This window comes from Spirochaeta dissipatitropha (assembly GCF_054657935.1).
Genome location: NZ_BAAHXT010000005.1, coordinates 70,478 through 95,628 on the forward strand (window position 1 = coordinate 70,478; position 25,151 = coordinate 95,628).

Annotated in this window: 25 protein-coding genes; all 25 read right to left on the bottom strand. The window is 48.8% G+C overall.

Annotated features, from left to right (window positions below; genetic code table 11):
- Positions 1-20: 20 nt before the first annotated feature.
- The 25 genes from ACYQ2L_RS07250 to ACYQ2L_RS07370 all read right to left on the bottom strand — a co-directional run bounded on the left by ACYQ2L_RS07250 (position 21) and on the right by ACYQ2L_RS07370 (position 25,151).
- A complete protein-coding gene (locus ACYQ2L_RS07250) occupies positions 21-1,874 on the bottom strand; it encodes an ATP-binding protein (protein ID WP_460053435.1) in 1,854 nt (617 codons plus the stop codon).
- Complete coding sequence (locus tag ACYQ2L_RS07255; protein WP_460053436.1) at positions 1,874-2,542, bottom strand: HEAT repeat domain-containing protein; 669 nt, start codon at positions 2,540-2,542, stop codon at positions 1,874-1,876. The genes ACYQ2L_RS07250 and ACYQ2L_RS07255 overlap by 1 nt, the downstream gene beginning before the upstream one ends.
- Complete coding sequence (locus tag ACYQ2L_RS07260) at positions 2,529-4,202, bottom strand: Hsp70 family protein (protein WP_460053437.1); 1,674 nt, start codon at positions 4,200-4,202, stop codon at positions 2,529-2,531. Before ACYQ2L_RS07260 ends, ACYQ2L_RS07255 begins: the two co-directional genes overlap by 14 nt.
- A complete protein-coding gene (locus tag ACYQ2L_RS07265; RefSeq protein WP_460053438.1) occupies positions 4,199-4,993 on the bottom strand; it encodes a hypothetical protein in 795 nt (264 codons plus the stop codon). Before ACYQ2L_RS07265 ends, ACYQ2L_RS07260 begins: the two co-directional genes overlap by 4 nt.
- 14 nt (positions 4,994-5,007) lie before the next feature.
- Entirely contained in the window at positions 5,008-5,331 is a 324-nt protein-coding gene (locus ACYQ2L_RS07270; RefSeq protein ID WP_460053439.1) for a hypothetical protein, read from the bottom strand.
- A 2-nt stretch (positions 5,332-5,333) separates the two neighbouring features.
- A complete protein-coding gene (locus ACYQ2L_RS07275; protein WP_460053441.1) occupies positions 5,334-7,274 on the bottom strand; it encodes a FapA family protein in 1,941 nt (646 codons plus the stop codon).
- A gap of 24 nt (positions 7,275-7,298) precedes the next feature.
- A complete protein-coding gene (gene whiG, locus ACYQ2L_RS07280; RefSeq protein WP_460053442.1) occupies positions 7,299-8,084 on the bottom strand; it encodes an RNA polymerase sigma factor WhiG in 786 nt (261 codons plus the stop codon).
- 6 nt (positions 8,085-8,090) lie between these two features.
- Positions 8,091-8,798 carry a hypothetical protein gene (locus ACYQ2L_RS07285; RefSeq protein WP_460053445.1) on the bottom strand — a complete coding sequence of 236 codons (708 nt, stop codon included), beginning with the start codon at positions 8,796-8,798 and terminating at the stop codon, positions 8,091-8,093.
- 92 nt (positions 8,799-8,890) lie between these two features.
- Positions 8,891-9,766 carry a MinD/ParA family protein gene (locus ACYQ2L_RS07290; protein WP_460053446.1) on the bottom strand — a complete coding sequence of 292 codons (876 nt, stop codon included), beginning with the start codon at positions 9,764-9,766 and terminating at the stop codon, positions 8,891-8,893.
- Entirely contained in the window at positions 9,759-11,015 is a 1,257-nt protein-coding gene (flhF, locus tag ACYQ2L_RS07295) for a flagellar biosynthesis GTPase FlhF (protein ID WP_460053447.1), read from the bottom strand. The genes ACYQ2L_RS07290 and flhF overlap by 8 nt, the downstream gene beginning before the upstream one ends.
- 26 nt (positions 11,016-11,041) lie before the next feature.
- Positions 11,042-13,135, bottom strand: a complete 2,094-nt coding sequence (gene flhA, locus ACYQ2L_RS07300) for a flagellar biosynthesis protein FlhA (RefSeq protein WP_460053449.1) — start codon at positions 13,133-13,135, stop codon at positions 11,042-11,044.
- On the bottom strand, positions 13,128-14,318 hold the full coding sequence (gene flhB / locus ACYQ2L_RS07305) for a flagellar biosynthesis protein FlhB (protein WP_460053452.1): 1,191 nt from the start codon (positions 14,316-14,318) through the stop codon (positions 13,128-13,130). Before flhB ends, flhA begins: the two co-directional genes overlap by 8 nt.
- On the bottom strand, positions 14,315-15,100 hold the full coding sequence (gene fliR / locus ACYQ2L_RS07310) for a flagellar biosynthetic protein FliR (protein ID WP_460053453.1): 786 nt from the start codon (positions 15,098-15,100) through the stop codon (positions 14,315-14,317). Before fliR ends, flhB begins: the two co-directional genes overlap by 4 nt.
- Before the next feature lie 3 nt (positions 15,101-15,103).
- Positions 15,104-15,373 carry a flagellar biosynthesis protein FliQ gene (fliQ, locus tag ACYQ2L_RS07315; protein WP_460053455.1) on the bottom strand — a complete coding sequence of 90 codons (270 nt, stop codon included), beginning with the start codon at positions 15,371-15,373 and terminating at the stop codon, positions 15,104-15,106.
- An 11-nt stretch (positions 15,374-15,384) separates the two neighbouring features.
- A complete protein-coding gene (fliP, locus tag ACYQ2L_RS07320) occupies positions 15,385-16,167 on the bottom strand; it encodes a flagellar type III secretion system pore protein FliP (protein ID WP_460053457.1) in 783 nt (260 codons plus the stop codon).
- 33 nt (positions 16,168-16,200) lie between these two features.
- Positions 16,201-16,737, bottom strand: coding sequence for a flagellar biosynthetic protein FliO (locus tag ACYQ2L_RS07325; protein ID WP_460053459.1), 537 nt, complete (start codon positions 16,735-16,737; stop codon positions 16,201-16,203).
- Positions 16,738-16,860: 123 nt separating this feature from the next.
- Entirely contained in the window at positions 16,861-17,211 is a 351-nt protein-coding gene (gene fliN, locus ACYQ2L_RS17265) for a flagellar motor switch protein FliN (protein WP_487247723.1), read from the bottom strand.
- A gap of 755 nt (positions 17,212-17,966) precedes the next feature.
- On the bottom strand, positions 17,967-18,995 hold the full coding sequence (fliM, locus tag ACYQ2L_RS07335; RefSeq protein ID WP_460053463.1) for a flagellar motor switch protein FliM: 1,029 nt from the start codon (positions 18,993-18,995) through the stop codon (positions 17,967-17,969).
- 84 nt (positions 18,996-19,079) lie between these two features.
- Complete coding sequence (locus ACYQ2L_RS07340; RefSeq protein WP_460053464.1) at positions 19,080-19,625, bottom strand: flagellar basal body-associated FliL family protein; 546 nt, start codon at positions 19,623-19,625, stop codon at positions 19,080-19,082.
- A gap of 49 nt (positions 19,626-19,674) precedes the next feature.
- Positions 19,675-20,400, bottom strand: a complete 726-nt coding sequence (gene motB / locus ACYQ2L_RS07345; RefSeq protein WP_460053468.1) for a flagellar motor protein MotB — start codon at positions 20,398-20,400, stop codon at positions 19,675-19,677.
- A 32-nt stretch (positions 20,401-20,432) separates the two neighbouring features.
- Complete coding sequence (locus ACYQ2L_RS07350) at positions 20,433-21,218, bottom strand: motility protein A (RefSeq protein WP_460053472.1); 786 nt, start codon at positions 21,216-21,218, stop codon at positions 20,433-20,435.
- A 6-nt stretch (positions 21,219-21,224) separates the two neighbouring features.
- A complete protein-coding gene (locus ACYQ2L_RS07355) occupies positions 21,225-21,422 on the bottom strand; it encodes a flagellar FlbD family protein (RefSeq protein ID WP_460053476.1) in 198 nt (65 codons plus the stop codon).
- A gap of 40 nt (positions 21,423-21,462) precedes the next feature.
- On the bottom strand, positions 21,463-22,896 hold the full coding sequence (gene flgE, locus ACYQ2L_RS07360) for a flagellar hook protein FlgE (RefSeq protein ID WP_460053478.1): 1,434 nt from the start codon (positions 22,894-22,896) through the stop codon (positions 21,463-21,465).
- 14 nt (positions 22,897-22,910) lie between these two features.
- On the bottom strand, positions 22,911-23,396 hold the full coding sequence (flgD, locus tag ACYQ2L_RS07365; RefSeq protein WP_460053481.1) for a flagellar hook assembly protein FlgD: 486 nt from the start codon (positions 23,394-23,396) through the stop codon (positions 22,911-22,913).
- Positions 23,397-23,408: 12 nt separating this feature from the next.
- A complete protein-coding gene (locus tag ACYQ2L_RS07370; protein WP_460053482.1) occupies positions 23,409-25,151 on the bottom strand; it encodes a flagellar hook-length control protein FliK in 1,743 nt (580 codons plus the stop codon).

Here is a 25,151-nt window from a genome sequence, read left to right on the forward strand (position 1 = left end):
ATTTCCTCCCGCCGACTGATCTATATCCGTTCGATAAATTCCCAGGGATCCCACAACTGGACGTGCTTTTGAAGCAGTTCGGAAAAGACCCGGTCTGCGCTTAATACTACACCTTCCTCCGCGATTGCTTCGGTGATTACCAGAAGATGCTCGCAGCCTCTGTATGCCAATCTGACAGCCTGTACCAGCTGATTTTCAGGAAGACTGGACTTGCGTGAACCATCAGGATCATGTAAGGGAATCATCCTGTCTTCATACTGACAGTACAGATTTAAGTCAGCAGATTGATTGACAATGTTCGAAGAAAGACGAAAACGGTCATATATGCAGAGACCGGGAATTGCCCAGAGTTCCTGCTTCAGGTCACGTACAATCAAAACACTCAGTACAGCTGGATTCCGGGGTATTCTCAAGAGGAATCCAGTGCCTTCCTGACCGCTCACTGCTGAGGTAATCAATTCGATTTTACCATGCAGAAGATTCTCTATACTATGACGGACAGCATCCATACCGACCCCGCGACCGGAAATCACTGCTGCAGAACTTTTAGCGCTACCTGGATCAGAATCGCTCCCTCCCGAATTCACCGTACTCCCGCCTGCAACAGAACTGAAACCAGGCTGACAAAGCATATCAAGAAGTTCACCGGTATCTTCCGGCATCCCGGGAATAGAGATACCGCGCCCATCATCCTGAATGAGAATATCAAGCCAATCCTCATCAGTTGATAGCTCGATTCTGAGCGTTCCTGCGGCTTTTTTCCCTTTTCTCAAGCGCTCCTGAGGCAGTTCGATTCCATGATCCACAGCATTCCGCAGCAGGTGAACCAGTGCCTCACGCAGCACAGATGCGACTGTCGCTGGTACTTTTTCCTCACTTCGCATCAAGCGGCATTGAACCATCTTTTTCTGCTGATCAGCAAGCTGCTCTGTCATAGGGACAAGTTCCGAGATTATATCCGTTATTGGTACCATTCCTGAGGCTGAAAGCAAGCCTAAAAGCTCCTGGCTGATTGCTCTCGATCGTTCATCAAAACGTTCCCTGATAAGATGCAGCCCAAGCAGAAAGCTTTCATAGGAACGGCTACTGAGAGATAAATTGACACGGTCAGCCTGACCAAGCAATCCAGGATCGCAGGCCGGACTTTCACCTATTCTCTGCAGGAACTGCTTGAATTCAAGTCTCTGCAACTGCATGGCTTTAATCCCGCTGCTGCGGAGAAGTCTGTTCACTTCTTCCTCATCCTGCTTGCCCGAAAACAACACTGCAAAATCATCTGAACTCCCATCATCAATATCCGAGTTCAGGCACACATGCAGATTCTGCTCGACTGTATGAAGTATTAAATATTTCCTGTGTTTTCTGAATTCAGGCTGCTCACGAAGCTTGAGATGCAGCCAGTACATATGTTCAGCATTACGCTCTGCCGTGCGGACTGCATGCCTCAAGGTATTCTGATCCGCTCCGTCAATCAGACGGCTGAATAAATCAGAATCATTTTCTGCAGGCATGAATGATCGGGAATCAACCAGCGCTTCAATATCCCTGCTTCCAGCTCCTGATGACTCGCCTCCGGTCTCTTTCAGCTGAAGGAATATCTGCTGCAGGTCCTGTGCGACCCGGCATAATTCAGCAAGCTCATCACCCTCTATTTCTGCTTTCTCAAGTCTGAGGGCACCAAGTTTGTCCTCAAGATCACCTGCAGGACAGATCAGTTCGCTGATGCGCAGATATTCCGCCTGGGATCTGATTGAGTGAACATAGCGAAAAGCCTGGTTAACACTGACTGGTTTTCCGGATATACCGGGAAGTATCTGAACCAGTGAAGACAGTAACTGTTCTGTGTCACGCCAGAAAAAATCTGCTGCCGGCATCATGCTCTCCTTCGCAGGTGGAGGGTTTCATCTGATTTCAGCATACGCGCTGCTTCCTGCCGGATCATCCGGTCAGGATCCTCAAGGGCAAGATCAAGGACAGCTTGGCTGCCCTCAGCGAAATCCATGGAAGACAGCACATTCAGTACCAGAAGTCTTGTATGCTGATCTCCCTTGCTGAAAACGACAGCAAGATCACCAATGGCCTGTTTCATACGAAGAGCACCGACAGCAGAAACGGCAGCCCGCACAATGTCGGGCTCGGAATCAAACAGTGCTTTCCGGATAAACATAAACGCAGTCCGCTTCCTGCTTCTACCGAGAGCCTGTATAGCCGCAATCCTTACTTCCGGATCTGTACTCGCCTGAGAGAGTTCACCGATTGCAAAGATATCACTGATTGCCGTTTCCATATCCGGGTTCATGATGCCAGAAGTACGGGAAGGCTTCCCCGTTTTATATAATGCGCTCAGTCCTGCATACGCTTCAATAAGCTGATTGATTGCCCAATGTTGACCGTTGCTGCGGGTTTTATCTGGATGCAGCTTCTTGATTTTGTGCCTGAATGCTGCCTTGATTTCCTGCAGATCAGCGTCATCAGATACTCCAAGCCGGCGTCTCATTGCGCTCTCACCGCATACAGGATTCTGGCCGTTAATTCTGTTCACGAGTGATTCCTCCCATTGCCTGCAATTCAATGCACATTGTCTCAAGTGCAGCTTTCACCTGAAGCAAGCCTTCACTATCCTGTTGGAGCACTGCCCTGCGCGCTAATGAGCAAAGTTCACGCGCCTCCCGCATATAGTCATCATCAAGTCCCGTCCCATGCTGCCGGCAGCCATCCTCCAGCCTCAACACAAGCGACTGAACCCTTGAACGCAAACCGGTGTCCGCCTCATACGGTTCTGCGGTACTGCTTGAAAGCACTACACCCTGACTGACAGAAGTATCCTTGTCTGCTGCTTTCACCGAAACAAAACCATCCACATCTACGCTGAAATCAATCTGAATGCGGGGCTGCCCCTGTTTATCCTGCCTGATTCCGGAAAGTAGAAAACGACCAAGACTGCTGTTCTCGGCTGCTTTCTGATGATTTCCCTGCAGAACATGAATTTCAACTGCGGTTTGATGATCGGAAATAGTGGTAAACATCTGCCGGGCGTTGACGGGCAGAGTTGAATTTCGTTTCACTATTGCTGCAAAGCGGCCCTTGTCAATTTCCACCCCAAGATCAAAAGCTGTGACATCCCGAAGAGACAGCTGCCGATCTTCACTGATCATTGAGGCCTGTATCGCAGCTCCAAGTGCTACAACTTCGTCCGGATTCACCTGAGAAACCTGACTGCAACCCAGAGATTCACTCAAGAGGTGTCGAATCAATGGAATTCGGCTCGATCCCCCGGAGAGGACAAGAGAGTCAATTCGGGATGGCTCAACAGCTGCATCTGACAGTACCTGACGGGTAATCTGCAGACTGCGTTCAACCAGGTCTGAAATCATCGCATTCAATTCAATTCTTCTGATTTTTTTCTGTAGATGCAGAGGTTTTCCGGCGGCTCCAATGAAGGGAATTGCTGCATCCACTTCCTCGCGGGATGAGAGCTCGATCTTACAGCGCTCTACCATTTCATACAGCTGCTGTCTGATAATAGTATCCGCAAGATCAGTATCAGCCTGCTTACGGAAGTCATCATAGACCATGGAGAACAGCCGATCGGTAAAATCGATCCCCCCAAGCTCGGTATCACCTGCAGTAGCCAACACTGTGAATCTGTCCCCATCCTGAAGCAGACAGCTAGCATCGAAGGTTCCTCCGCCGAGGTCATACACCAGAATGGTACGCTTGTTTTCCTCACGGCTGGCATATGCCAGGGCCGCTGCTGTCGGTTCATTCAGAACCCGCAGCACCCGAAGACCGGACTGCACACCGGCGTTGACTGTGTCCCGTCTCTGCTGCTCGCTGAAATAGGCTGGCACAGTTATTACTGCTTCATGCAGCTCGGTACCAAGAAACGACTCGGCGTCCTGCTTCAGTTTGCTGATAATCCATGAACTGATCTCGGTGGGACTGAATTCCATACCATTCAGGACAAAACGGTGCGAGGTCCCCATTTTTCGTTTAACTGCAAAAACTGTCTGCGAGGGATTAACCGCAGCCTGATTGACCGCTGATTCACCCACCAGAATCTCACCGGAGTCTGTCATGGCTACAACCGAAGGAGTAATTCTGTTTCCCCTGTCATTCGGGATTATGTCTGCACTGCTCCCGTTCCAGACTGCCATTGCTGAATTTGTAGTTCCCAGATCGATTCCAATGACATATTTCATGTCTCATCCTTGGGTAATAATGAGATCATAAGCTCGACTTCACCTTCAGTCCGTCCTATACGGGCAGCTATACGCTCGATTTTTTCCCCTGCGGCATACATCTCCCATACCCGCATCCTCAAAGGCGTTTGTCCCGCAGGCTGTTGCCCCGCAGCATCCTGTCCGGTTGACGGCCGATCTGATGCCGGCTGCCCTGCAACCTGCTGTAAAGATCCTCCGGAATCCTCCGGTGCTGGATTGCCTTTGGAAGCAGAATCAGGTCCGGAATCACTTGCAGACACTGCAATTGATTCTGTTCCTCTTACAACCCCCACGTCTGAAGATGCAGTAGAATCAGCTGTAGAATTCGATACATCTGCAGCGTCTTCAATACTCGCAGGATCCGGGACATCTGCGGAGCTTGCTTCAGAAGTGTCGGGAGGAGTATCTGAGGATTGATCTGTTTTTTTCTCTACTGCAGCTGTTGTGGTCATGGGAGCTCCGCGTTTTGACCCCCGGAGCTGAACATACAGCTCATCACCTTTCTTAGCTTTTGCAAGTTCAGCATTCAGAAGCTGTATACGTGAATCTGCAGTTGCAATGATTTCCTTGAGCTGCTGGATGCGGTCCTCGATAAGCTGGATATTCCGGTCTGTACTGGCATTCATTTCGACAATGACGCCGCCAATCTCTGATCTGAGTTCATCCATCATCTTCCTGGAACGGGTTTTCACCTCGATCCGTCTGAGCAATACTATGCTCATGCCGAAAGTGACAGTTAATGAAACAAGCAAGCTGTAAAGAGTACTCATGTAATTAGTATATCCTATCCTGTAAAATCAATATTCTGTCCGAGATCCGGGTCCTTCAATGCTGCTTTCTGTTCATCCTCATCTTCTTTTGTCTGACGCTTCTGGAAACCCTGACGATGCTCATTTTTTGCTTCATCGTCATCGTGAACCTTTTCAGGGCCATCCTGTATTTCTTCGCTCTGCTGCACGCTATGGCTCTTCTGAGCTGTTTTCTGCTCAATCTCGCGACCGGCAGCTTCCTGGCTGTGCACCTCAGCATTTTTCATAGCAGCCTGATCACGCCCGATCTGGTTCATGCGGGAGAACAGGGTCTGCAGGTCAAGCGGCTGCAGTGACATAGCTACCTCCCCACCGGTATTTCTGCCGGTTGCACATACTTGGTTATTTTCACCATTCCATTTTCATTCACAAAGGTCACGGCTTTGTACTCGCTTCTTACTTCCTGAACTGCTTCCCTGATATTTATTCTCACACCCTGGAATACGGTTCCGGAGGCACTTATCCTTCCCTGATTCTTGAGCTGAGCCAGATAATTCTTGACACTGTCGATGGATTGATCAATGTCCTGCAGCTCCATAGTAAGATCTGCTTTCCGACGCCGGAGTTCCTTATATACCTTCTGCTTGTCTTCGCTGAGTTTCTTTCCGGATTTGAGTACCGCCTCGAAATTGGCGACATTCAGAGCAACTTCATCAAGCTCCTTCTTCAGACGTGACTCATCTGCCTGAAGATTCTCGAGTTCTTCTCTCTTCCGGGGATCGTATCCTACTTCAAGAATGGTTTCCGCACCGGCAACCGAGCCCAGTGTCTTGGCTGCAATTTCTTCAGAGGCCCGTAAATGACCGCCGACAATTGAAGCACGCTTACCCTGACAGAGTATTCTGCGGTTACAGTTCACCTGGGAGTTGATTATTCCATCACTTACAACAACAAACTCTCCCGCCTGAACATTGGAGTTCTCTATAAACTTCGCGAATATACTTTTACCGCAGCGGATGCGGCCCTCATTACGCCCCGTAATGCCCTGGTGTACAATTACATCTCCCTCGGCATCAATATCTGCCTTTCCGACAGTTCCCAGGATTTCAATATTGCCGGATGCCTTGACAGCAAATCCGTCTGCTACACTGCCAGAAATTATTACTGTACCAAGGAACGTAATGTTTCCGGTCTTGAGGCTGACATCACCGTCTACGGTATACACAGGATCAACGGATAGCTTGTTATTATGCATAATTACCTGCCCGTTGATCAGGGCGATTGCTGTCCTTCCGTCATCAGAAAGTTTCACATTCTTACCGACTTCAAGCCGGAGATTCTTGCCGTCGCTTGCTGGCAGGGATTTACCGGTAACGGTCAATCCATCCTTACCGGGTTCCGGGGGAATAAGCTTGGCAAGGGCCTGTCCTTCCACTACGTTCTGGATAATGTTCAGTTCCTTGAAGTCAACCTTACCCTTTTCATCTTCCTTGAGGTGGAGTTGGCTGGTATCTGTCTGAAAGGTGTATTGTATACTGGCATTTCTGCCGTTCTGAGGAGGAGTTCCTTCTGCAACCAGAATAGGTTCCTTATACAATGGATTTTCGTCCAGGCGTTCGATTACCTCTGTCTTGATTCCATGGACCACATCACTGGACTTCAGGAACTGTTCGAGAACCCGACGCATCGGATCTGCCCCGCCGGGACCAGGAGGAAACAGGGTAAGATAGGCTTTCATTTCTGATTCTGCAAATTCCACTGAAAGAGCGGCATCGTTAGCAGGGTTATAGGCATAGTCAGCAATCTTGATGAACTCATTCTCTGCCCGCTTCACGGCCTTTTCAACTGTTCCGATGTTGACCTTGTCAGCGGTCCTGGCGGATATAATATCCATAGCCTTCCTGACAGTAACCAGATCTCCTTCGCCAACGGGAGGCTTGATTTTCAGCATTATTCCCTGGGGTGTGAACTTGACCAGGGCTTCACCTGGCCTGTTGGTCGATGATACATCATCAAAACCAAGGTCGAATCCCATGTCTCCGTCGAAACTGTCCATGGAAAGACTCTGCTTCTGTGCTGCATAGGCAAGCATGGTTACCGGTTTTTTCCCGAAACCAAGCACGCCTGCACTTCCCTTGTCTATAAGTTCATATTCAACTTCCGAGACAGGCACCTGAAGCTCGATACTTGCCTGCTCAAGCGCTTCCTGAAGAGTGGCACCACTAACGGTAATCGAACGCCGCTGCTGATCCTCATCATGCATGGCCCGCATAAAATCGCGGATTTTATCATAGGTGATCATTGGCCCTCCGAGATCAAGGCGGCCTTACAGGATTCCCTTTTTTATATTGGTAAGTTTAGCCCTGAGCCGCATAATAGCCCTGGTGTGTAACTGGGAAATCCGTGATTCAGTAACCTTGAGAATAACTCCGATTTCCTTCAACGTAAGATCTTCATAATAATACAACACCAGTACCTTCTTTTCCTTTTCGGGTAATTCCTGGATTGCCTGAACTATTACTCTGCGAATCTCGTCTTTTTCTACAATTACATCCGGATTCATGGAAGGTGAGGACTCAATGCTGTCTGCAATGGAGACATTATCGCTCTCATCGCCGGTATACCACACATCATTCAGAGAAAGCATGGATGTACCGCTGATCTTGATCAGCGTTTTTTCAAAGTCTTTTACGCTGATTCCCATGGCTCCAGCCATCTCTTCATCACTGGCAGAACGCCCGAGGCTGGCTTCAAGATCCCGCATGACTGTTTCGACCTCTCTGGCCTTTTGCCGTACAGAACGAGGTACCCAGTCAATCGACCTGAGCTCATCAAAAATTGCACCGCGGATACGTGTTACGGCATAGGTCTTGAATTTTACATGCTTGTCCGGATCAAACTTCTCGATAGCATCAAAAAGACCGAAAACCCCGTAACCAACCAGATCATCGAATTCTACATTCTGCGGCATACCGACAGCCACTTTGCCTGCTACATATTTAACCAATGGGGAGTACTGTCGTATCAAGTGGTCCCGTATTGCCGGATCTTTGGCTTTCCGATATTCCCGCCAGAGTTCTTCCTCTGTTTTGCCGGCTATTTGTTGTTCCATACCACCTTATCCTTGCTGTTCCCGATGTAATACTGTGCGGATTGCTTTTGCCATTTCCAATGCCTGTTCTCCATCTGCCTCACCGGCAGATCCCGAAAAATCTTCTCCCTCACCACCGCTTTCTGTCGTAATAAATGCATCAGACATTGCCCCCATGTCCGGCAATTCATCGACATCTAGTTCATCCGCTTCATTGTCTGCAGAATAACCTGATCCCTGGCTTTCAGAGGCTGAAGCTCGGGATCCTGCATCATCAGCTACCGCCCTGTACTCCTGCACTTCTTCTACAAGATCTGCCTCTATACCGGGACGAAAGCGTGGGCTGGAGTCGTCACCATAATCATTATCCCGGATTTCATCAGAATCCTGTGCTTGATCAAATTCATCGTTACTGTTTTTCTGTCTGCTTTCTCTTTCAGGAGCTGCAGAATCTTCGTCACTGCTTCGAACACTGCGGCGCAATGCATCATCATCATCTTCACCTACAGAAATATCTACGGACAGCTCGGAATCAGTCTGCTCTTCAAGGAGCTCGGGAAGGAACTGCTGGACAATGAATGATACAAGCAGACCGACAACTGCGAACACGACTGAGCCGATTAGACTACGGAGCAGGATATATCCAAAGGGTATACCAGCAATTATTCCTGCCAGAAAGGCAATAATAAACGCAGTGCCCGCGAGTATACTGGTAAAACGCAGTTGGAAACTCATGAAATTATCCCACTCCCCATTCAATATTAAAGATTAGGTGAAAAGACGGCAACCGTCAAGTTATACCATCTGATCAATGCCTCATCACATGCTCAGTCACTCTGAGTACTGAAAAATTTACGCAAAAAGCTTCCGACGCCCTTGCCTTCCCTGTACTCGACCTTCTCCAGTCTGCTGACCAGCTGGAAAACTGAAGCAGAGGCTTTGCTTTTAGGATCAAGAATTGTAAACGGCTTCTGTTTCAGTACTGCCTGGTGCACAATTGGGTCCTCATATACATAGCCCAGATAATCTACCTTCAGGTTCAGAAACTGTCCTGCTATGTTGATTACACGTTCAGCTACCTTTTTTCCCTCAGTGACACTTTTCACCCTGTTCACAATCAGCTTGAGACCCAGTCCCGAGTCTTCGATTTCGGTTGCTATGATCTTTATGAGACCATAGGCATCTGTTATTGCAGTCGGTTCAGGCGTAGTTACAATCAGCACCTCATCGGCTGCAGCAACAAATGACATAACATTACTGGAAACTCCCGCACTGGTATCGATAATAATAATATCAGCATTTGCTAGTTCAGCAATTTCATGAATAAAATTGTCACGCTCATCATCTGTAAGATTTGCAATCTTGGCAAAGCCGGAAGCTCCTGCGACGATCTGGATTCCATAGTTGGTGTCCATAATGATCTCACGCATGGTTTTCTGCTTGCGTATCAGATGATACAGATTATATTTCGGAATTATCCCCATTACGACATTGACGTTTGCCAGACCGAGGTCGGCATCCATCAGCACCACCTTCTTGCCCATCCGCCCGTAAGCAATAGCCAGGTTGGTACTGAGGTTGGTCTTCCCTACTCCGCCCTTTCCACTGGCTACTGTAATTATTCTAGTCTTGGATCCAGTACCTGAATTTGATTCAGGTGAGGATTTCATCAGTTCACGCAAGGTTTCTGCCTGATCAGCCATGTAATTCTCCCTCGAATGTAGTATGTGCGGTAGCTTCCGCAAAATGTTCATATAACCTGCCGCGGTCAACGGAGAATCCGCTGATATGCTTGAGCAAGAACGGCACTGTGGCCCGCTCGATATCCTGAGGAACCTTCTGGCCGTAGGTAACATAACTCACCTGTTTTCCAGCCTCTTTCAATACACTGACTATGTTGCCGATCCGGTTCGTTTCGTCAAGTTTTGTAAGTATTACAGATTTATATCCAAATGGCTCGAATTGCCGGATTATTTCATGCATATCGGAAGCCTTTGTTGTAGCGCTCATTCCCAGATGAACAGACGACGTTGCACCGCAGCCGTCAAGCAGAGCCCGCATCTTACCAAGGCGTTCAAAATCTCTGGGGCTTTTACCGATTGTATCAACAAAAATAATATCCGCATCCTGGTACATACCCAGATATTTCTTCATCTCTTCCTTGCTTTCGATACTATTTACAGGAATACCCATAATATCACCATAGGTCTCTATCTGCTGCCTGGCACCAATACGATAATTATCGATGGTAAGAATCCTGACCTTGGCAGAGGTTTTCTGTTCACCCCCACGGCCGAGGCCGTACATCGCTGCGAGCTTGGCTATGGTAGTCGTCTTTCCAACTCCTGTAGGACCTACCAGAATGAATACTTCCGGCCGTTTGGCCCGTTCCCTGGGATAAATCGTGATGTCCTCACCAATCCAGGTAAACACCTGCTGCTCGACTGCCTCTACATCCTTGAGATCCTCCATGGAGCAGGCCCTCGTTACCCGATCAAGCATCGCCCGGATATACCGCGGGCTGAAGTCATTTTCAAGAAGCAGTTCTTCTATATGGCTGATTGCTGGATGCTCAGCTGTAGAACTATCCTGACGTTTGCTGCCGAGCTGTTCCTTCAGTGACTGGACCTCGCTGAGTATCTGCTGCAAGGCTTGCTGATCTGCTTCCCCATTCTTTTTTTCACCATTCTTATCACCGTTCCGCTCAGCATTTCTGTCACTAACCGAATTGAGTATCTTACGTTTTTCATCCTCAATATCGATCTTCCGACGCTGCACCGGCTCACGTGGTAAATACCCGGTCGCCTCAATACCGTCCCTGGAGAAAATCCCCAGAAATCCCGGAATTCTCACATGCCGGGTATGCATCACCTTGGCCTGGTCACCGTATTTATGAAAAATTGTCTGCATAACATCCTGGTGACTGGTTCCTGTCTCAACAAAATATTCCATACATCCCCTCGTTAGAACTCATCCTCTTAGCCCTCTATATTAATTTCTGCGATGCCGTCAACCTGAATATCCGGGATAATTTCCAGATTGGATAACACAACCAGATCCGGAATATCCCGCTTCGTGCTCGACTTTACCAGGGCACGAGCAGATTCAGAGGTCAGAATAATCGGAAAAATCCCCTGATTCCGAATGTCCCGAACGGTATTCATGAGCGCAGCGATCCACTTACGGTAGACATCCGGATCCAGACCTGGATGTACTCCGGTAGATGTCTCTACCCTCGAATCTATGATCATCTGCTCCAGTTTCGGCTCAAGGGTAATTACCCGCAGATATTTCTGATCCTCAGAATACTGGAGACAAATTTGCCGTGCAAGACGCTGACGGGCTTTTTCTGTAAGGAAGTTAGGATCTTTGGTTACTTTCCCATAATCAGCCAGGGTTTCGAAGATCGAGACGAGATTTCGAATTGAAACCTGTTCCGAGAGCAGATTCTGTAAAACCTTCTGGAGCTCACCAAGAGAAAGTGCACCGATGACGTCATCGACAACGGCTGGGTAATCCTGTCTGAGATTATCCAGCATACTCTGAACTTCCTGCCGATCAAGAATATCAGCTGCATGCGCTTTGATCAGTTCCGTAAGATGAGTCGCAATTATTGATGGAGCATCGACGACTGTGTATCCGGAGCGCTCTGCCTGGGAACGTGTATCTTCGGTTATCCAGCGTGCCGGCAGCTGGAATGCTGGATCGACGGTTTCCTCACCGGGAATATCATCAGCCGCACCGCCCGGGTTGATTGCAAGATAACAACCCAGCCTTATAGCACCGCGTCCGACTTCGACACCTCTCAACTTGAGACAGTACTCAGGTGGTTCCAGACGCATATTGTCAATAATCCGGATTCTGGGAATTACTACCCCTAGATCCAGGGCAGCTTCACGCCTTATCCGGGTAACCCGCTCAAGCAGTTCAGCTCCGCGGTCTTTATCGACAAGGGGAACCAGGCCATAACCCAGCTCAAGCGAAATCGGATCAAGCGGAGCAACCGTGGTAAAATCCTGTGGTTTCTCAGCAGGCTTTTTTGCCCCGGCTTTTTCATCAGCAAGGCGCTTTACCTTCTGGTCCCGGCCCTGCAGACTATAGGCCAGATACAATGAGAGACCCGACATTGGCAGAAGTACGTACCAGGGAAAGCCTGGAAGAAAACCGAGAATAAAAAGAAACCCGCCTGCAATCCAGTAGACCTTGCCCTGGGTTGAAAACTGCTTGGTAACATCCTTGCCGAATGTCGAGTTACTGATTGACCTCGTTACAATCAAACCGGTTGCGGTTGAAATCAGGAGCGCAGGGAATTGTGATACCAGACCATCCCCGATCGTCAGGCTTATGTAATTATTGGCTGCCATTCCGAAGGGTTCGCCATGAATCGAGACGCCTACGATAATTCCCCCGATAATATTCACGAATGTTATAAGTATACCTATTTTGACATTTCCGGAAACAAACTTACTAGCTCCGTCCATTGCCCCGTAAAAGGCTGCCTCACGCTGAAGATCTTCCTTCTTCTGTGCCATTTCTTCTTCGGTAATAGCACCGGCGTTAAATTCAGCTTCAATTCCGAACTGCTTCTGCGGCATTGCATCCAGAGTGAATCGGGCAGCAACTTCGGCGACACGGGTAGCACCCTTGGTGATGACCAGAAACTGTACGGCAATCAGAATCAGAAAGATTATAATACCGATTACCAGACCCTCTGTTCCTGCCGTACCTACAACGAATGTGGCAAAGGCGCGGACGATTCGTCCGTCAAAGTCAGCACCCTGCGATAGAATCAGCCTGGTAGATGAGACGTTCAGCGCCAGGCCGAATACTGTTGTTACAAGTAGCACCGTGGGGAAAACCGAAAAATCAAGCGCATTGGTGGTATACAGTACAATCAGCACAATCAGCAGTCCGAGCACGAGATTGAGAGTCATAAACACATCCAGCAGAACAGTGGGGAGCGGTATTATCATCATCATCACGATGACGATTACACCGACCGCTACCATTATATCGCTGGATTCTGCGAACAGGGCGGCTGCTCTGTTGCGCCCAAGCTGAACGTCAGCCATTTACTGCACTCCTTTCCCGTTCGGGATTCCTGCCTTTCATCTGATATACCTGCTTCAGTACCGTAACGACAGCCATGTAGAAATTAGCAGGTATTGAATCCCCGACCTCCACCTCAGCATAAAGGGTCCGTGCGAGTGGCTTGTTTTCCACAATCGGCACACCGTTCTCCTGTGCAATCCGCCGGATACGAAAAGCCATTTCATCCTGTCCTTTCGCACTGACCATGGGAGCGGTCATGCTTACCCGGTCATATTCCAGGGCTACAGCGAAATGAGTCGGGTTCGTTACGATTACATCAGCTTTCGGAACTGTTTTCATTATATTCCGGCTCATCATTTCCTGCATTCGCTGACGCATCTTTCCACGGATCATAGGATCCCCTTCATAGGTTTTCCGCTCTTCCTTTACTTCCTGAACACTCATCTTGAGATTTTCAATGTGCTGTTTTCTTTGAAAACGGTAATCAAAAAAACTGATGAGAAGCATAATAATAGATGTCTGCATAAGAATCTGAAAAGCGATTGTTGCCATCAGCTGAAAACCCTGCAGGTAGGTTCCATTGACCAGATTAACCAGTCGGCCGGAATTGTTATAGATATTGGTGAATGCAATGATCCCGACTATAATTACCTTCCCGATAGCTTTCAGAAGGTTGTAGCCGGCTTCTGCACCGGCAAAACTTCGTTTCAGCCATTTACCGACATTCGGAGATACCTTCTGTAGGTCAGGCGTGATCGGCTTGGTACTGAACAGAAATCCGACCTGAAGAATGTTACCGGCGGCAGCGGCTGTAAATGCAACAGCGGCAATCGGTGCAAATAATCGAAAATAGAAATGATAGAAACTGAGTCCCAGAATTCCGGATTCAGTTACATCCACTTCACCGGCCCTGCTGAAATAATAAAACATCATCGATCGGAACTGCTCGAACAGATACGAAGACAAGAGCCATACGGCCATTATAGATAAAAGCAGGATAATCGCACCGGTAACATCCTGGGACTTGGCTACTTTACCGTCCTCACGTGCCTTCTGTATCTTCCGTTCAGTAGGATCTTCGGTCCGCCCTTCATCCTCAGCAGCAAACCACTGCAGGTGCATTGACTGAAACCGGGAACGCAGCAGCAATGTCTCGAAATCATTCTGCATCTGAACCTGACTGACAGGGTTTTGACTGATCATAAACGACCTCCCCAGAACTGGATAATCATCAAATTCAGATTGTGATAGGCACTCTCGATTATTGAAGAGAATACATAGACGATCAGGGGTGTAGCCAGAAAGATCATAAGGAATGCAACGCCGATGTTAATAGGAAAACCAAGCATAAGAAGGTTCATCTGTGGTGCAGCTTTCGCAAGCAGACCCATGGATACCGAGACCAGAAAAAGCGTCGCTACTACCGGAAAGGAAATAACCAGGGCCTGTCCAAACAAACGGGTCAGTCCACTCAGCATGAACCAGGCAAGATCTTCCTGTACTCCAACAATATCAACGGCGCGCATAGCCTGGAAGCTTCGGTATATACCAATCTGAAAGGTCATCTGAAAACCGCCAACAGCAACAAAAACCAGCATGGCAATCTGATTAAAAAACTGCCCCATCAGCGGCAGTTCAATCTGTGCCAATGGGTCAAAAACCTGGGAAGCACCGAACCCCATCTGCAGTGAGAAGAACTGACCGGCAGTCTGGAAGGCACTGAAAATTATGGTCAGATACAACCCCATAATGATCCCGACCAACATCTCGCCAATCAGCAGAAACAGATACCCGAGACCGGTATCCGGAATCGGATAATCCACCCAGGTAAACAGCAGTACAGCAATCATAAGACTGAGAGCGCTCCGGGCAATACCGGGAACAGATTGAGATGACAACAGTGGCGCTGATTGCATAAGTGCGAAAACCCGCACGAATATGAGAAACACCAGCTGTATATTAAGGACCATCTCATTTAATATCATTTTTTAGCGTACCACCGAGGGAATCTGCTGAAACAGACTTATTGTAAATTGCGAAAGCGAAGCAAACATCCACGGCCCCGCCAGCACAAGAACAGCCAGAATAGCAACTATTTTCGGAACAAAGGTCAATGTCTGCTCCTGTATTGATGTCGTAGCCTGAAAAATCGAGACAATAAGCCCGACCGACATAGCAACCAGGAGAATTGGAGTTGCCAACATTAATATCTGCAGCACTGAAGTTCTCACAAGCAGTATTACATATCCCAAACTCATTCATGCACCTCCTATACGAAACTCGCAACAACCTGTTGCGTTATAAGTGTCCAGCCATCCACCAGTACAAACAGAATCAGTTTGAAAGGCAGAGAAATCATGACCGGCGGTAGCATGATCATACCCATGGACATAAGGGCTGATGAGACCACCATATCAATAACAATAAATGGTATAAAAAGAAGAATTCCTATCTTGAATGCAATTGTCAGTTCACTGAGAATAAATGCCGGAATGAGTACGTAGGTCGGCACTTCAGATAAATTATTCGGCCTCGGCAGGTTGCTCATACTCATGAACAAGCGGATATTATCTGCATTCCCGGACATCTGCCGATACATGAATATCCGCATCGGTGATTCAAAATTACTGTATGCCTCTTCCAGACCGATCTCGCCATCACGGAACGGTGCATAGGCATTGTCATAGACCTGATTCAGAGTTGGCCACATGACAAAAAGAGTAAGAAAAAGAGCAATCCCCATCAGAACCTGATTTGGAGGAACCTGCTGAAGAGAGAGCGCCCGTTTAATGAAATCGAGGACTATAGCTATCCGTAAAAAGGATGTGGTAAGAATCAGGATCGATGGGGCCAGACTCAGTACTGCCAGGAGCAGAAGCACCTGTATGCCGAAGGCTGCTTCCTCGCCACTCTGGGGATTACGTATAGACACGTCCACAAAGGGAATTTCCAGAGACTCCATGCCAGGTACTGCCTGCTGCCCTTCAACCGGCTGCAGAATACCGACCCCGAATATCACAAGGACAATCAACAATATGCGCGATTTACCCATTGTCCCCTCCCCCGGTATATATAACGATTCATATTACAGATCCTTCAGGCGCTCGCGCCTTTTCTGCAGAAAATCGAGGGAGGGACTTTCCTGATCAATTATGGCATCAGCATCGGAAGCTGATCGTTTTCCGCTGCCCAGCATTGAACCCAGAATTTCACTGAATGATTTGCCGGCGGTTTTTTGTTCTGCAGGTGCCCGGAGACGAATCTCGTCCAGGCTTTCCTTTTCGGTGATCTCCGAAATCAGCTGCGTGCCTGATTCAGCTTCAGAGACCAGAAAGACCTGCTGCCCGACCTGAACAAGATGCAGGCTGCGGTTTCCCGACAGACTCTGACTGGCAGCTATCTGGATCAGACTGGATTCAGATACTGCAGGTCTTTGCATCCTTTTCAGAAATCCAAGACTCAGGTAGATCAACACTACCACAAGAACAAGCACCAGCAGCATTCGAACAAAGTCCCCGATTCCGCCAACAGCTATACCCTGATCCTGATCATCCAGAGATGGATCAAGAACAGGGTCCTGCCCGTTTAGAGAATCGTCTGTCTGTTCGAACTCAAAAGCCATTTCCTCCTCTGATCCCTGCTGTGCTGTCAATGCAGCAGCGCAGACCAGAAGAGCGGTTAAAATAATGACAATGCGTTTCAGCTTTCCCCTCCCGTCAAACCGTACGCATGGTTTGTATATATTTTACGTCATATTACTCATTCTTTCCAGTGGTGAAACGATTTCTGTTACACGAACTCCAAAGTTTTCGTCAATAACTACGACTTCACCCTTGGCAATCAGCTTGTGATTGACCAGAATATCGACGGGTTCACCAGCGAGCTTGTCAAGTTCGATGATTGTACCCTCACCCATACCCAGAATTTCTCGTATCAGTTTCCGGGTACGACCGAGTTCTACCGTCATTTCCATGTAGACATCCATCAGAAGGCTGATGTTTCCCTGCTCCTGATGTGCCGGTCCCTGCTGCAATCCGGGGAATTGTACCGACTGCACGTTCAGTCCTCCCTGCTGCTGAGGCTGCTGCTGATACATCTGCTGCTGCTGCATTTGCGGCATATACTGCTGCTGGGGCTGTTGATAACCCATTTGCTGCTGTTGCTGCTGCTGAGGTGACTGCTGCATCTGCGGGCTGTTATTATTCATCATTTCATCGAGTCCAGCCGGCTGTTGGGGACTCAGGGCTTCAGCGACAGGCAGGCCGAAAAATTCATACATCTGTATGGTATTTCCATCCATGTTGACTGTGTAGCTGGCAGAAATAAAATTGCCTGAGGGCAGATTGATCATTGCCTTGGGACTCTGCTGCCCCTCCGGCGGATTGGTCATTACAGTGGTACCGGTCTTATCGCCGATTCCTGTTGTAACAGGACCCGCCAGATTACTCAGGGCTTCCTGCAGGGCATTAATTGAAGCATCATCGAGCTCGACGCCGTCCAGTCCCATCATTGCGCTGGCAATGCTCAGAGCGGCATCCGATGAGATCACGTAGCCATGATCTGCATGCAGGCCTTCTGTAAGGTCCATGGTTACTATAACTACTTCATCAGAGAGCATTCCCAGGAACGCTTCCTTGTTACTTACCTCGACTGTGGGAGGATCCATACTGACTGAAGAGCTGGTCAGGGCGGCCAGATTTGAGGCCTGAGTATCGACCGTGTCATTCAGAACAGACTGCAGACCCGAAATATCGACGTCGCCACTTGACGGCGGGGCCGAATCGAAATCCATTCCTCCAGAACCTGAGAGCAAAGCATCAATTTCGTCTTGTGAGAGGCTGCCGTCACTCATTAATCTTCTCCTTCCACATCATCCAACTCCTCAAAATCCTGAACATGCACATCCTCAAGTTTTCTCAGGATCTGTACAGCAAGTTTATTGCCGACCTGACCGGGGTTGCAGAGAAACTTGGGTCTGTTTCCGATATTCAGAGAGAACGGATCACCAGTCCGGGTGTTCTGCAGCCGTATAACATCGCCAGGACTGAGCGACAATACATCACGTACTGTCAGACTCATTCTGCCGATCTCGGCTACCAGATCAACCTCGATGGATGAAAGACGTTCTCTGAGAATATTCAGGTTCTCGGTAGTTGCCCCACGCCGCACGGTTGAATACCAGTACTGCGCAGAGAGTTTTCCAATAATAGGTTCGATTGTCAGGTAGGGGATACAGAAGTTCATCATACCCTCTACCTCACCTACCTTAGTTTCAAGTGTTACCAGCACGACCATTTCCGTTGGCGGAACGATCTGGGCAAACTGGGGATTGGTTTCAATCTGGCCGAGACGGGGCCGCAGATCGATTACCTGAGCCCAGGCTTCACGCATGTTGCCGAGTATCCGTACGATAATTCCTTCCATAACGGATTGCTCGATATCTGTAAGATCACGGGTAACCTTGGCACCTTCGCCCTGTCCACCGAAGAGGCGGTCGATAATCGAAAAAGTAATGGAAGGATCGATTTCCATGATGGCCGATCCCTTGAGAGGATCCATATTAATAACGGCCAGAGTAGTTGGATTAGGAATAGAACGAATGAACTCTTCGTACGTGAGCTGATCTACAGAAGCAACATGAACCTGGACCATGCTCCGGAGCTGAGCGGACAGAGATGTCGTTGAAAGCCGCGCAAAGGTCTCATGCATAATCGATACAGTACGGATCTGCTCTTTACTGAACTTATCAGGGCGCTTGAAGTCATAGATCTTGATCTTGCGCTGATCAGTAGGCTGGCGTATCTCCTCTGTCTCGATATCCCCGGAGGAGATTGCGGTCAAAAGCTGATCAATCTCATCCTGGGACAATACTTCTGTCATCTACAAATACCTCCGGATATTCTTCGCATAGTATCCATTATCGGAAGATTCGGGACTGAGGAATAGCCTAAATGCATTCTGCATCTAGAATTCCACCACCTCGAATCTGTCAAATGCAATTTCTCGCACCGGTTCTCCCGGCATCGCATCGTTTATCAGCCTTCGTAATTCATCCTTGATGACCTGTTCGTTTTCCGGCCTGAGTTCTCTGGAAGTTTTACTGCTGAAATAATTCCGTACCAGGTCACGAAGCTGTGGCCTTCTGGCAAGAATTTCGGATTGGATCTGGGTAGCTCCTTCTTCAAAACCAAGGTTAACCATGATAATGACGGTAGCCGGACTTGCGTCGGCAGTACGGGTTCTGACTTCCCCGATATCTGGTGACCAGGATCGTCTGGGTGGTGCACTGCGGTATGACTCGCTTGCCATAAGTCCAGTCTGTTGGTCCCGGCCCTCAAACAGCAGGCTGACAGTTATAACCACAACGGTGACAATAAACATGATTACGCCAAGCGCTATGGCAACCCACTTCAGTATCTGTACGACTATACTCGGGAGAAAGCCTCCCGATCTGGAACTGGACTCCTCCGAGGAGACTTCCTCATCAGCATCAAACATGTCGTCGGACATAAACCCTCCCGATATTAATGTAGCAGAGAAAATTCAGATTGACCAGACCTTAGAGATGTCCGTCACTTAGAATTACCAAATCGACCCTTCTATTGTAAGCTCTGCCCTCCGGGGTATTGTTGCTTACAAGGGGGCGGGTCTCACCAAGACCCTGTATCTGAAACTGCTCCTCAATTGCCGGATTTGCATAGCCCATGATTGCCCAGAAAATATTCAGTGAACGGGCAACCGAAAGCTCCCAGTTGCTGCGCCAGACCTGAGGATCCGTAGGGTCACTGTCGGTATGACCTTCTATCCGGAAGCTGCGTTCACGGAGTTCCTCCGTGGAGAGCAGCCGTGCCAGCCGCTGAAGCAGATCCCTGGTCTCCTCAAATCGAACCTCAGCACTCGCCACATCGAAAAAGGCATCTGCGGCGAGTGTAATAATCAGCCCCCGCTCATCCTCGGTTACCCTGACTTTCTGACTGCGGATTTCCGGCTCGAACATGGACACTGCAGTACGGCGAGCCCGGTCTAGCGCCCTTCCTCGGTCCATGGAGGGGAGGGACATTACTGTATTACCGAGTTCAACAAGCCTGCCTTCCTGAAGGGTACTGCCTCCATCGAAAGAACCGACCCCTGAAAACGCAGAAAGAATCAGCTGGAGCTCATAGCCGTCAACAGTAGCTGTTGTAAGAATCATAACAAAGAAAGTCAGCAGCAGTGTAACCATATCCCCGTAGGTAAGCATGTACTCAGGGGCCCCACTTTCCTCTTTCTTCTTTTTTTTCGGCATTACGGCCATTAGACACCCCTTCCCGTTTCGAACTAATCGTTCGAACCTTCCTGACGAATAGCTTCGCGCTGCTTTGGCGGAAGGAACGAAACCAGTTTCTCGAGAAGTATACGCGGATTATCACCAGACTGTATCGAGAGAATCCCCTCAATTGTAATTTCACGGGCCCTGGTCTCAACCTTGTCACGGTCTTCAAGCTTGCGCTGTATCGGAATAAGAATCAGGTTGGAAAAAAACGAACCGTATAGAGTCGTAATAAGTGCGGTTGACATACCCTGTCCAATAATCGAGGTATCACCACCGATGTTGACAAGCATCGCAATCAAACCAAGAAGTGTTCCGATCATTCCAAAGGCCGGAGCAATGGTCGCCCAGACAGAAAAGAACTGTATACCGCTTTCATGACGATTCTGTATCTGATTCAGATCGGTAAAAAGGATATCCTTGATTACCTCAGGATCGGTTCCGTCAACTACCAGCTGTATACCCTTGCGCATAAACTCGTCTTCGACCTCATCAAGATTATCCTCAAGGGCCAGCAGACCTTCACGGCGTGCTCGTTCGGAAAATGCGACCAGATCACTGATCATCTTTTCCTCTTTCCAGTCCGCCACGAAAAAAGCCTGCTTGAGAAAACTTCCCATTCCAAGCACCCGGCTCATTGGAGTAGCGACAAACATGGCCCCGAGAGATCCGCCGATAACAATCAAGACAGAATCCGGGCTCAAATATACACCGAAGCCCGCTCCGCCAAGCAGAATCCCCAAGAGTACCATGACAAAACCTAATACAAGACCAATGACGGTGCCGAGATCCATGCCTGATTACTCCTCGTTCTTGAAGCCGCCAATGCGGCGACGGTATTCTATGATCCGGTCAATAATGGAGGAACTATCCTCCCGAACTATCAGCCGTTTACCCGACAGCATGATCAGTGTAGTATCAGGATTTTTTTCGATTGCCTCAATTTGATGAGGATTTACGAAGTATTGCTTGCCATCCAGCCTGCTTACCTCAATCATTCTGCCTCCGATTAACTACACTGCCCAAACTATACTCTTATTATCGCTTCAGTGTTAAGACTTCCTGCAGCATCTGATCCGATGTCTGGATAGTCTTACTGTTTGCCTGGAAACCACGCTGGGTTACGATCATATCGGTAAACTCTTCCGAGAGATCTACGTTACTCATCTCAAGTGCCCCGGCTATGAACTGCCCCTTGCCCATGATTCCTGCTGGACTCACATCAGGATCACCTGAATTGATTGTTGTCCGGAAACTGGTTTCACCAATCTTTTCCAGTCCACCTGGATTCACAAAACTTGCCAACGCAACCTGCCCAAGGGCACGGTTTGTACCATTGCTGTATACTCCGGTAATCTGACCGCTCTGATCAATCCGGAAATCCTCGAGATATCCCATGTTATAGCCATTCTGACGGAATATCTTGTTGGTACTTTCACTGCTGTACTGGGTAGTGGAATTTTCGAAGGCTCCGACCCGGCCTAGCTGCAGGCTGAGGGTCTGGGTCACCGGCTGACCGGGTTCACCAACGAAGGAAGGATCGACTGTTTCTGGATCCAGTACGTCGGGAATAGCTGTCTCAGGCACCTGGAACGCAAGTTCAAGTGTAATATCACCGTCATCAAGTATTCCACCGGCTCCATGGCTGATCGACTCAAGGGTCCCTGAATTACTGAAATTTACGGTAAAGCTGTTGTCACCCTCGGCTGCCGGAATACCATTAATCAGAATCTGGGGAATAATCCCTTCCTGATTCGGGTTGATTTCAATACTACCAATCCACTGATTCGGGGTTTCCGGATCCCGCACATAATCGACTCTCAACTCATGAGTATTACCGAAGGAATCATAAATATCATAAGTAGTACTCCAGGTTCCTTCACGAACTTCACGCTCCGATGCTCCATCCTGAATAACTGGAGTATTCTTGTTAAGATTGGACGCGAGTTCAACCAGACTTGTAGCACGAGCAGGATCTTTTCCTCCGACAGGGATTCGAAGGTCACCGATACTTCCGGATGTATTGATCATGGTCTCGCCATCCACGAGCTCTGACTGCCATCCCTGAACACGCATACCATTAGCCGGGTTAACGAGAGTTCCTTCTGCATCCAGGCTGAATACACCATTACGTGTATAAAACTGCTGCTCGCCGGAACGCATAATAAACATACCTTCACCCTGGATAGCCAGGTCGGTTTTATTACCGGTAGTCTGAAGGGATCCCTGTGAAAACAGGGTATCGATTGACGCAATATTTGCACCAAGTCCGACCTGCTGTGGATTCACACCACCAACCCTTTCAGTAGGACGAGCCGCACCGCTCATATTCTGACTCAGCAGATCCTGAAAATTTACCCGGCCTTTCTTGAATCCAGTAGTATTCACATTTGAAATATTGTTACCTATCACATCCATACGGATCTGGTGGTTCTGTAATCCCGATACGCCGGAATATAATGATCTCATCATAACGAGGCTCCTTTTTAATTCATATCTGCTGAGGCTGACTGAGATACGTCTGATTTCACAGACTGTACATCCTTAACGGAGTAATACCGATCATTAACCATCACCATTGGAGCACTTCCAGTGGTTACCTCGGTTACCCGCCCCTCAATCCTGTTGTTCCCGTCAAAAACGGCCACATCTTTTCCAACCAGCTGAAGAGCCTGACTACCTCCGAGCATAGAACTCAGTTCCTTGAATTCTGTATTCAGGTTGGTCATTTGTTCCAGTGATGAAAACTGAGCCATCTGTGCAATAAATTCGCGATCTTCCATAGGGTTTGTCGGATCCTGATTTGACAACTGAACGATGAGCAGCTTCAAAAAATCTTCCTTGCCTAAATCGCTGGAAACCTCGCGCTTACCGGCGAGTGCGATATTTACCGCTTCAGCCCGCCGCTGTGTCTCCTGCATGTCTGTACTGCTGAGCTGGGTGGAGATTGAACTCCCCGCAAAAACTTCCATATGCTGCTCCTCCTATGCCATCAAGTTGATCAATCGTTCCGGTGTGTACAGGAGGCTTAAATCCTGAACACTGTCTCCAAGGGCTTCAATTCCCCGGCGATCCGAATCTGCGGCCAGAACCCGGGCACTATCGCGTGCCTGCCCTGGTTCCTGATGTTCTCCCGAGGTTTCTCCGTTGTTCACTGAAACCTCAACACTACCAAGATCCAGACCGGCTTCGGCGAAAGCCTCAGCCAGTTCAGCCATCTGCTGTTCGAAGACCTGCCTTACACTTGAATTCTCGACAAAAATCCGTGCAGCTATAACATTATCTTGCAAATCAAGCTGAATATGCACCGATCCAAGATCTGCCGGCCGTAGACGCAAGCGAATCTCGCCTGCATCTCCATCCTTGAGGACAAACTTTGCCTGCTTTACAATGTCACTGTTCAGATGTTCCTGCATGCGGGCGCCGAGCAATCTGGCTGAATCAGCCATCGGCATATGTGAAGGATTCGCGATCATTCTCTGCAATACCGACTGAAAGGCTCCGGAATTGTCAGTGTTTGAAGCAGACTGCTCGCTCCCGCCCCGAAACCAGCTGTCCGCTGATTCACGAAGACTCTGTCCCTGCTGAAATTGCTGGCCATCACGTCCTGAGAAATTACTTCCGGAATTACTTCCACCATGATTCTCAGCGCTTCCGGATGAAGATACACGCAATTGTGAACTTCCGCCTTCAGAACGTAGCTGTGCCCTGAATCTTTCGATCCTGCTGGGTTTGTCAGCCTGCTCCGCATGGCGGGTCTCCCTCAAATCAACAACCTGCAGCACTGATTTTCTGGATTTTCCGTCAGCAGTCTGCCGTTCAGTTGCTGATGACTGACTACCGGCATCTGTTCGGGAATCATCCTGCTGCTGCACACCTTGCCCGGCCTGCGAGGAGTCCGCAGCGGTCCTGACTCTGGATGTCGCTGCTGTATCTGCAGCCGTACCGCTTTGCGAATCAAGAGATTCTTTTCCTTTTGTCCCGGTTGTTTTATCTGCGAGATTCTGTGCCTGCTGTTTCTTCCTGGATTCTGAAGCGCTGGATTCATCGCTTTCTTCAGACTTCAGTCCGACTGCCTCACCGGTGTTCTCTTTCGTAACAGAATCCGATCCGGCAGATAATGCAGACCTGAGCAGGCTTTCAGCCCCGGTTGCTTCCTTTTCAGCTTCGCTGCCTTCTCCATTACCGCTGCCGGTCAATGAACGACTGCGCTCCAGCAGAAGCGAGACAGCCTCTGCATCCACTACAACAGGACTGTCTGTCTTCACCCTGGAATCCCGGTCTCTTACGGACGGTGTGGATTCTGTTCTCCCGGGATCCAATGAAACAGCAATGTCCATGGATCTGGCACGCTGATCTACTGCACGATCACTCCCATTATCATCCGGATCGTCTATATTGTTCTCAGAGACCTGAGAATCACTATCCTGTCCGGATGCATTTTCCTTGCTGGATGCAGGGTCAGTATTATGACTTGATTGTGCGTCAGCTTCCTGCAGGAGTTTATCTACAGCATACATGTCGATGTACCCGGCATCTGCCGCCGATTGACCGCTGTAGGCAGGACCGGTATTTGTAACTGAGGGTTCATTCCTCCATGAATCGGCCGGAGAAAGCAGCATCTCGGAAAAACTAATGCTGGTATCTGCCGGCAGATACCCGAAACTGCCAGGACTGGCGAGCACGGGACTTCGAATGGAACTCACCTGGATGTTTTCCAGGACCAC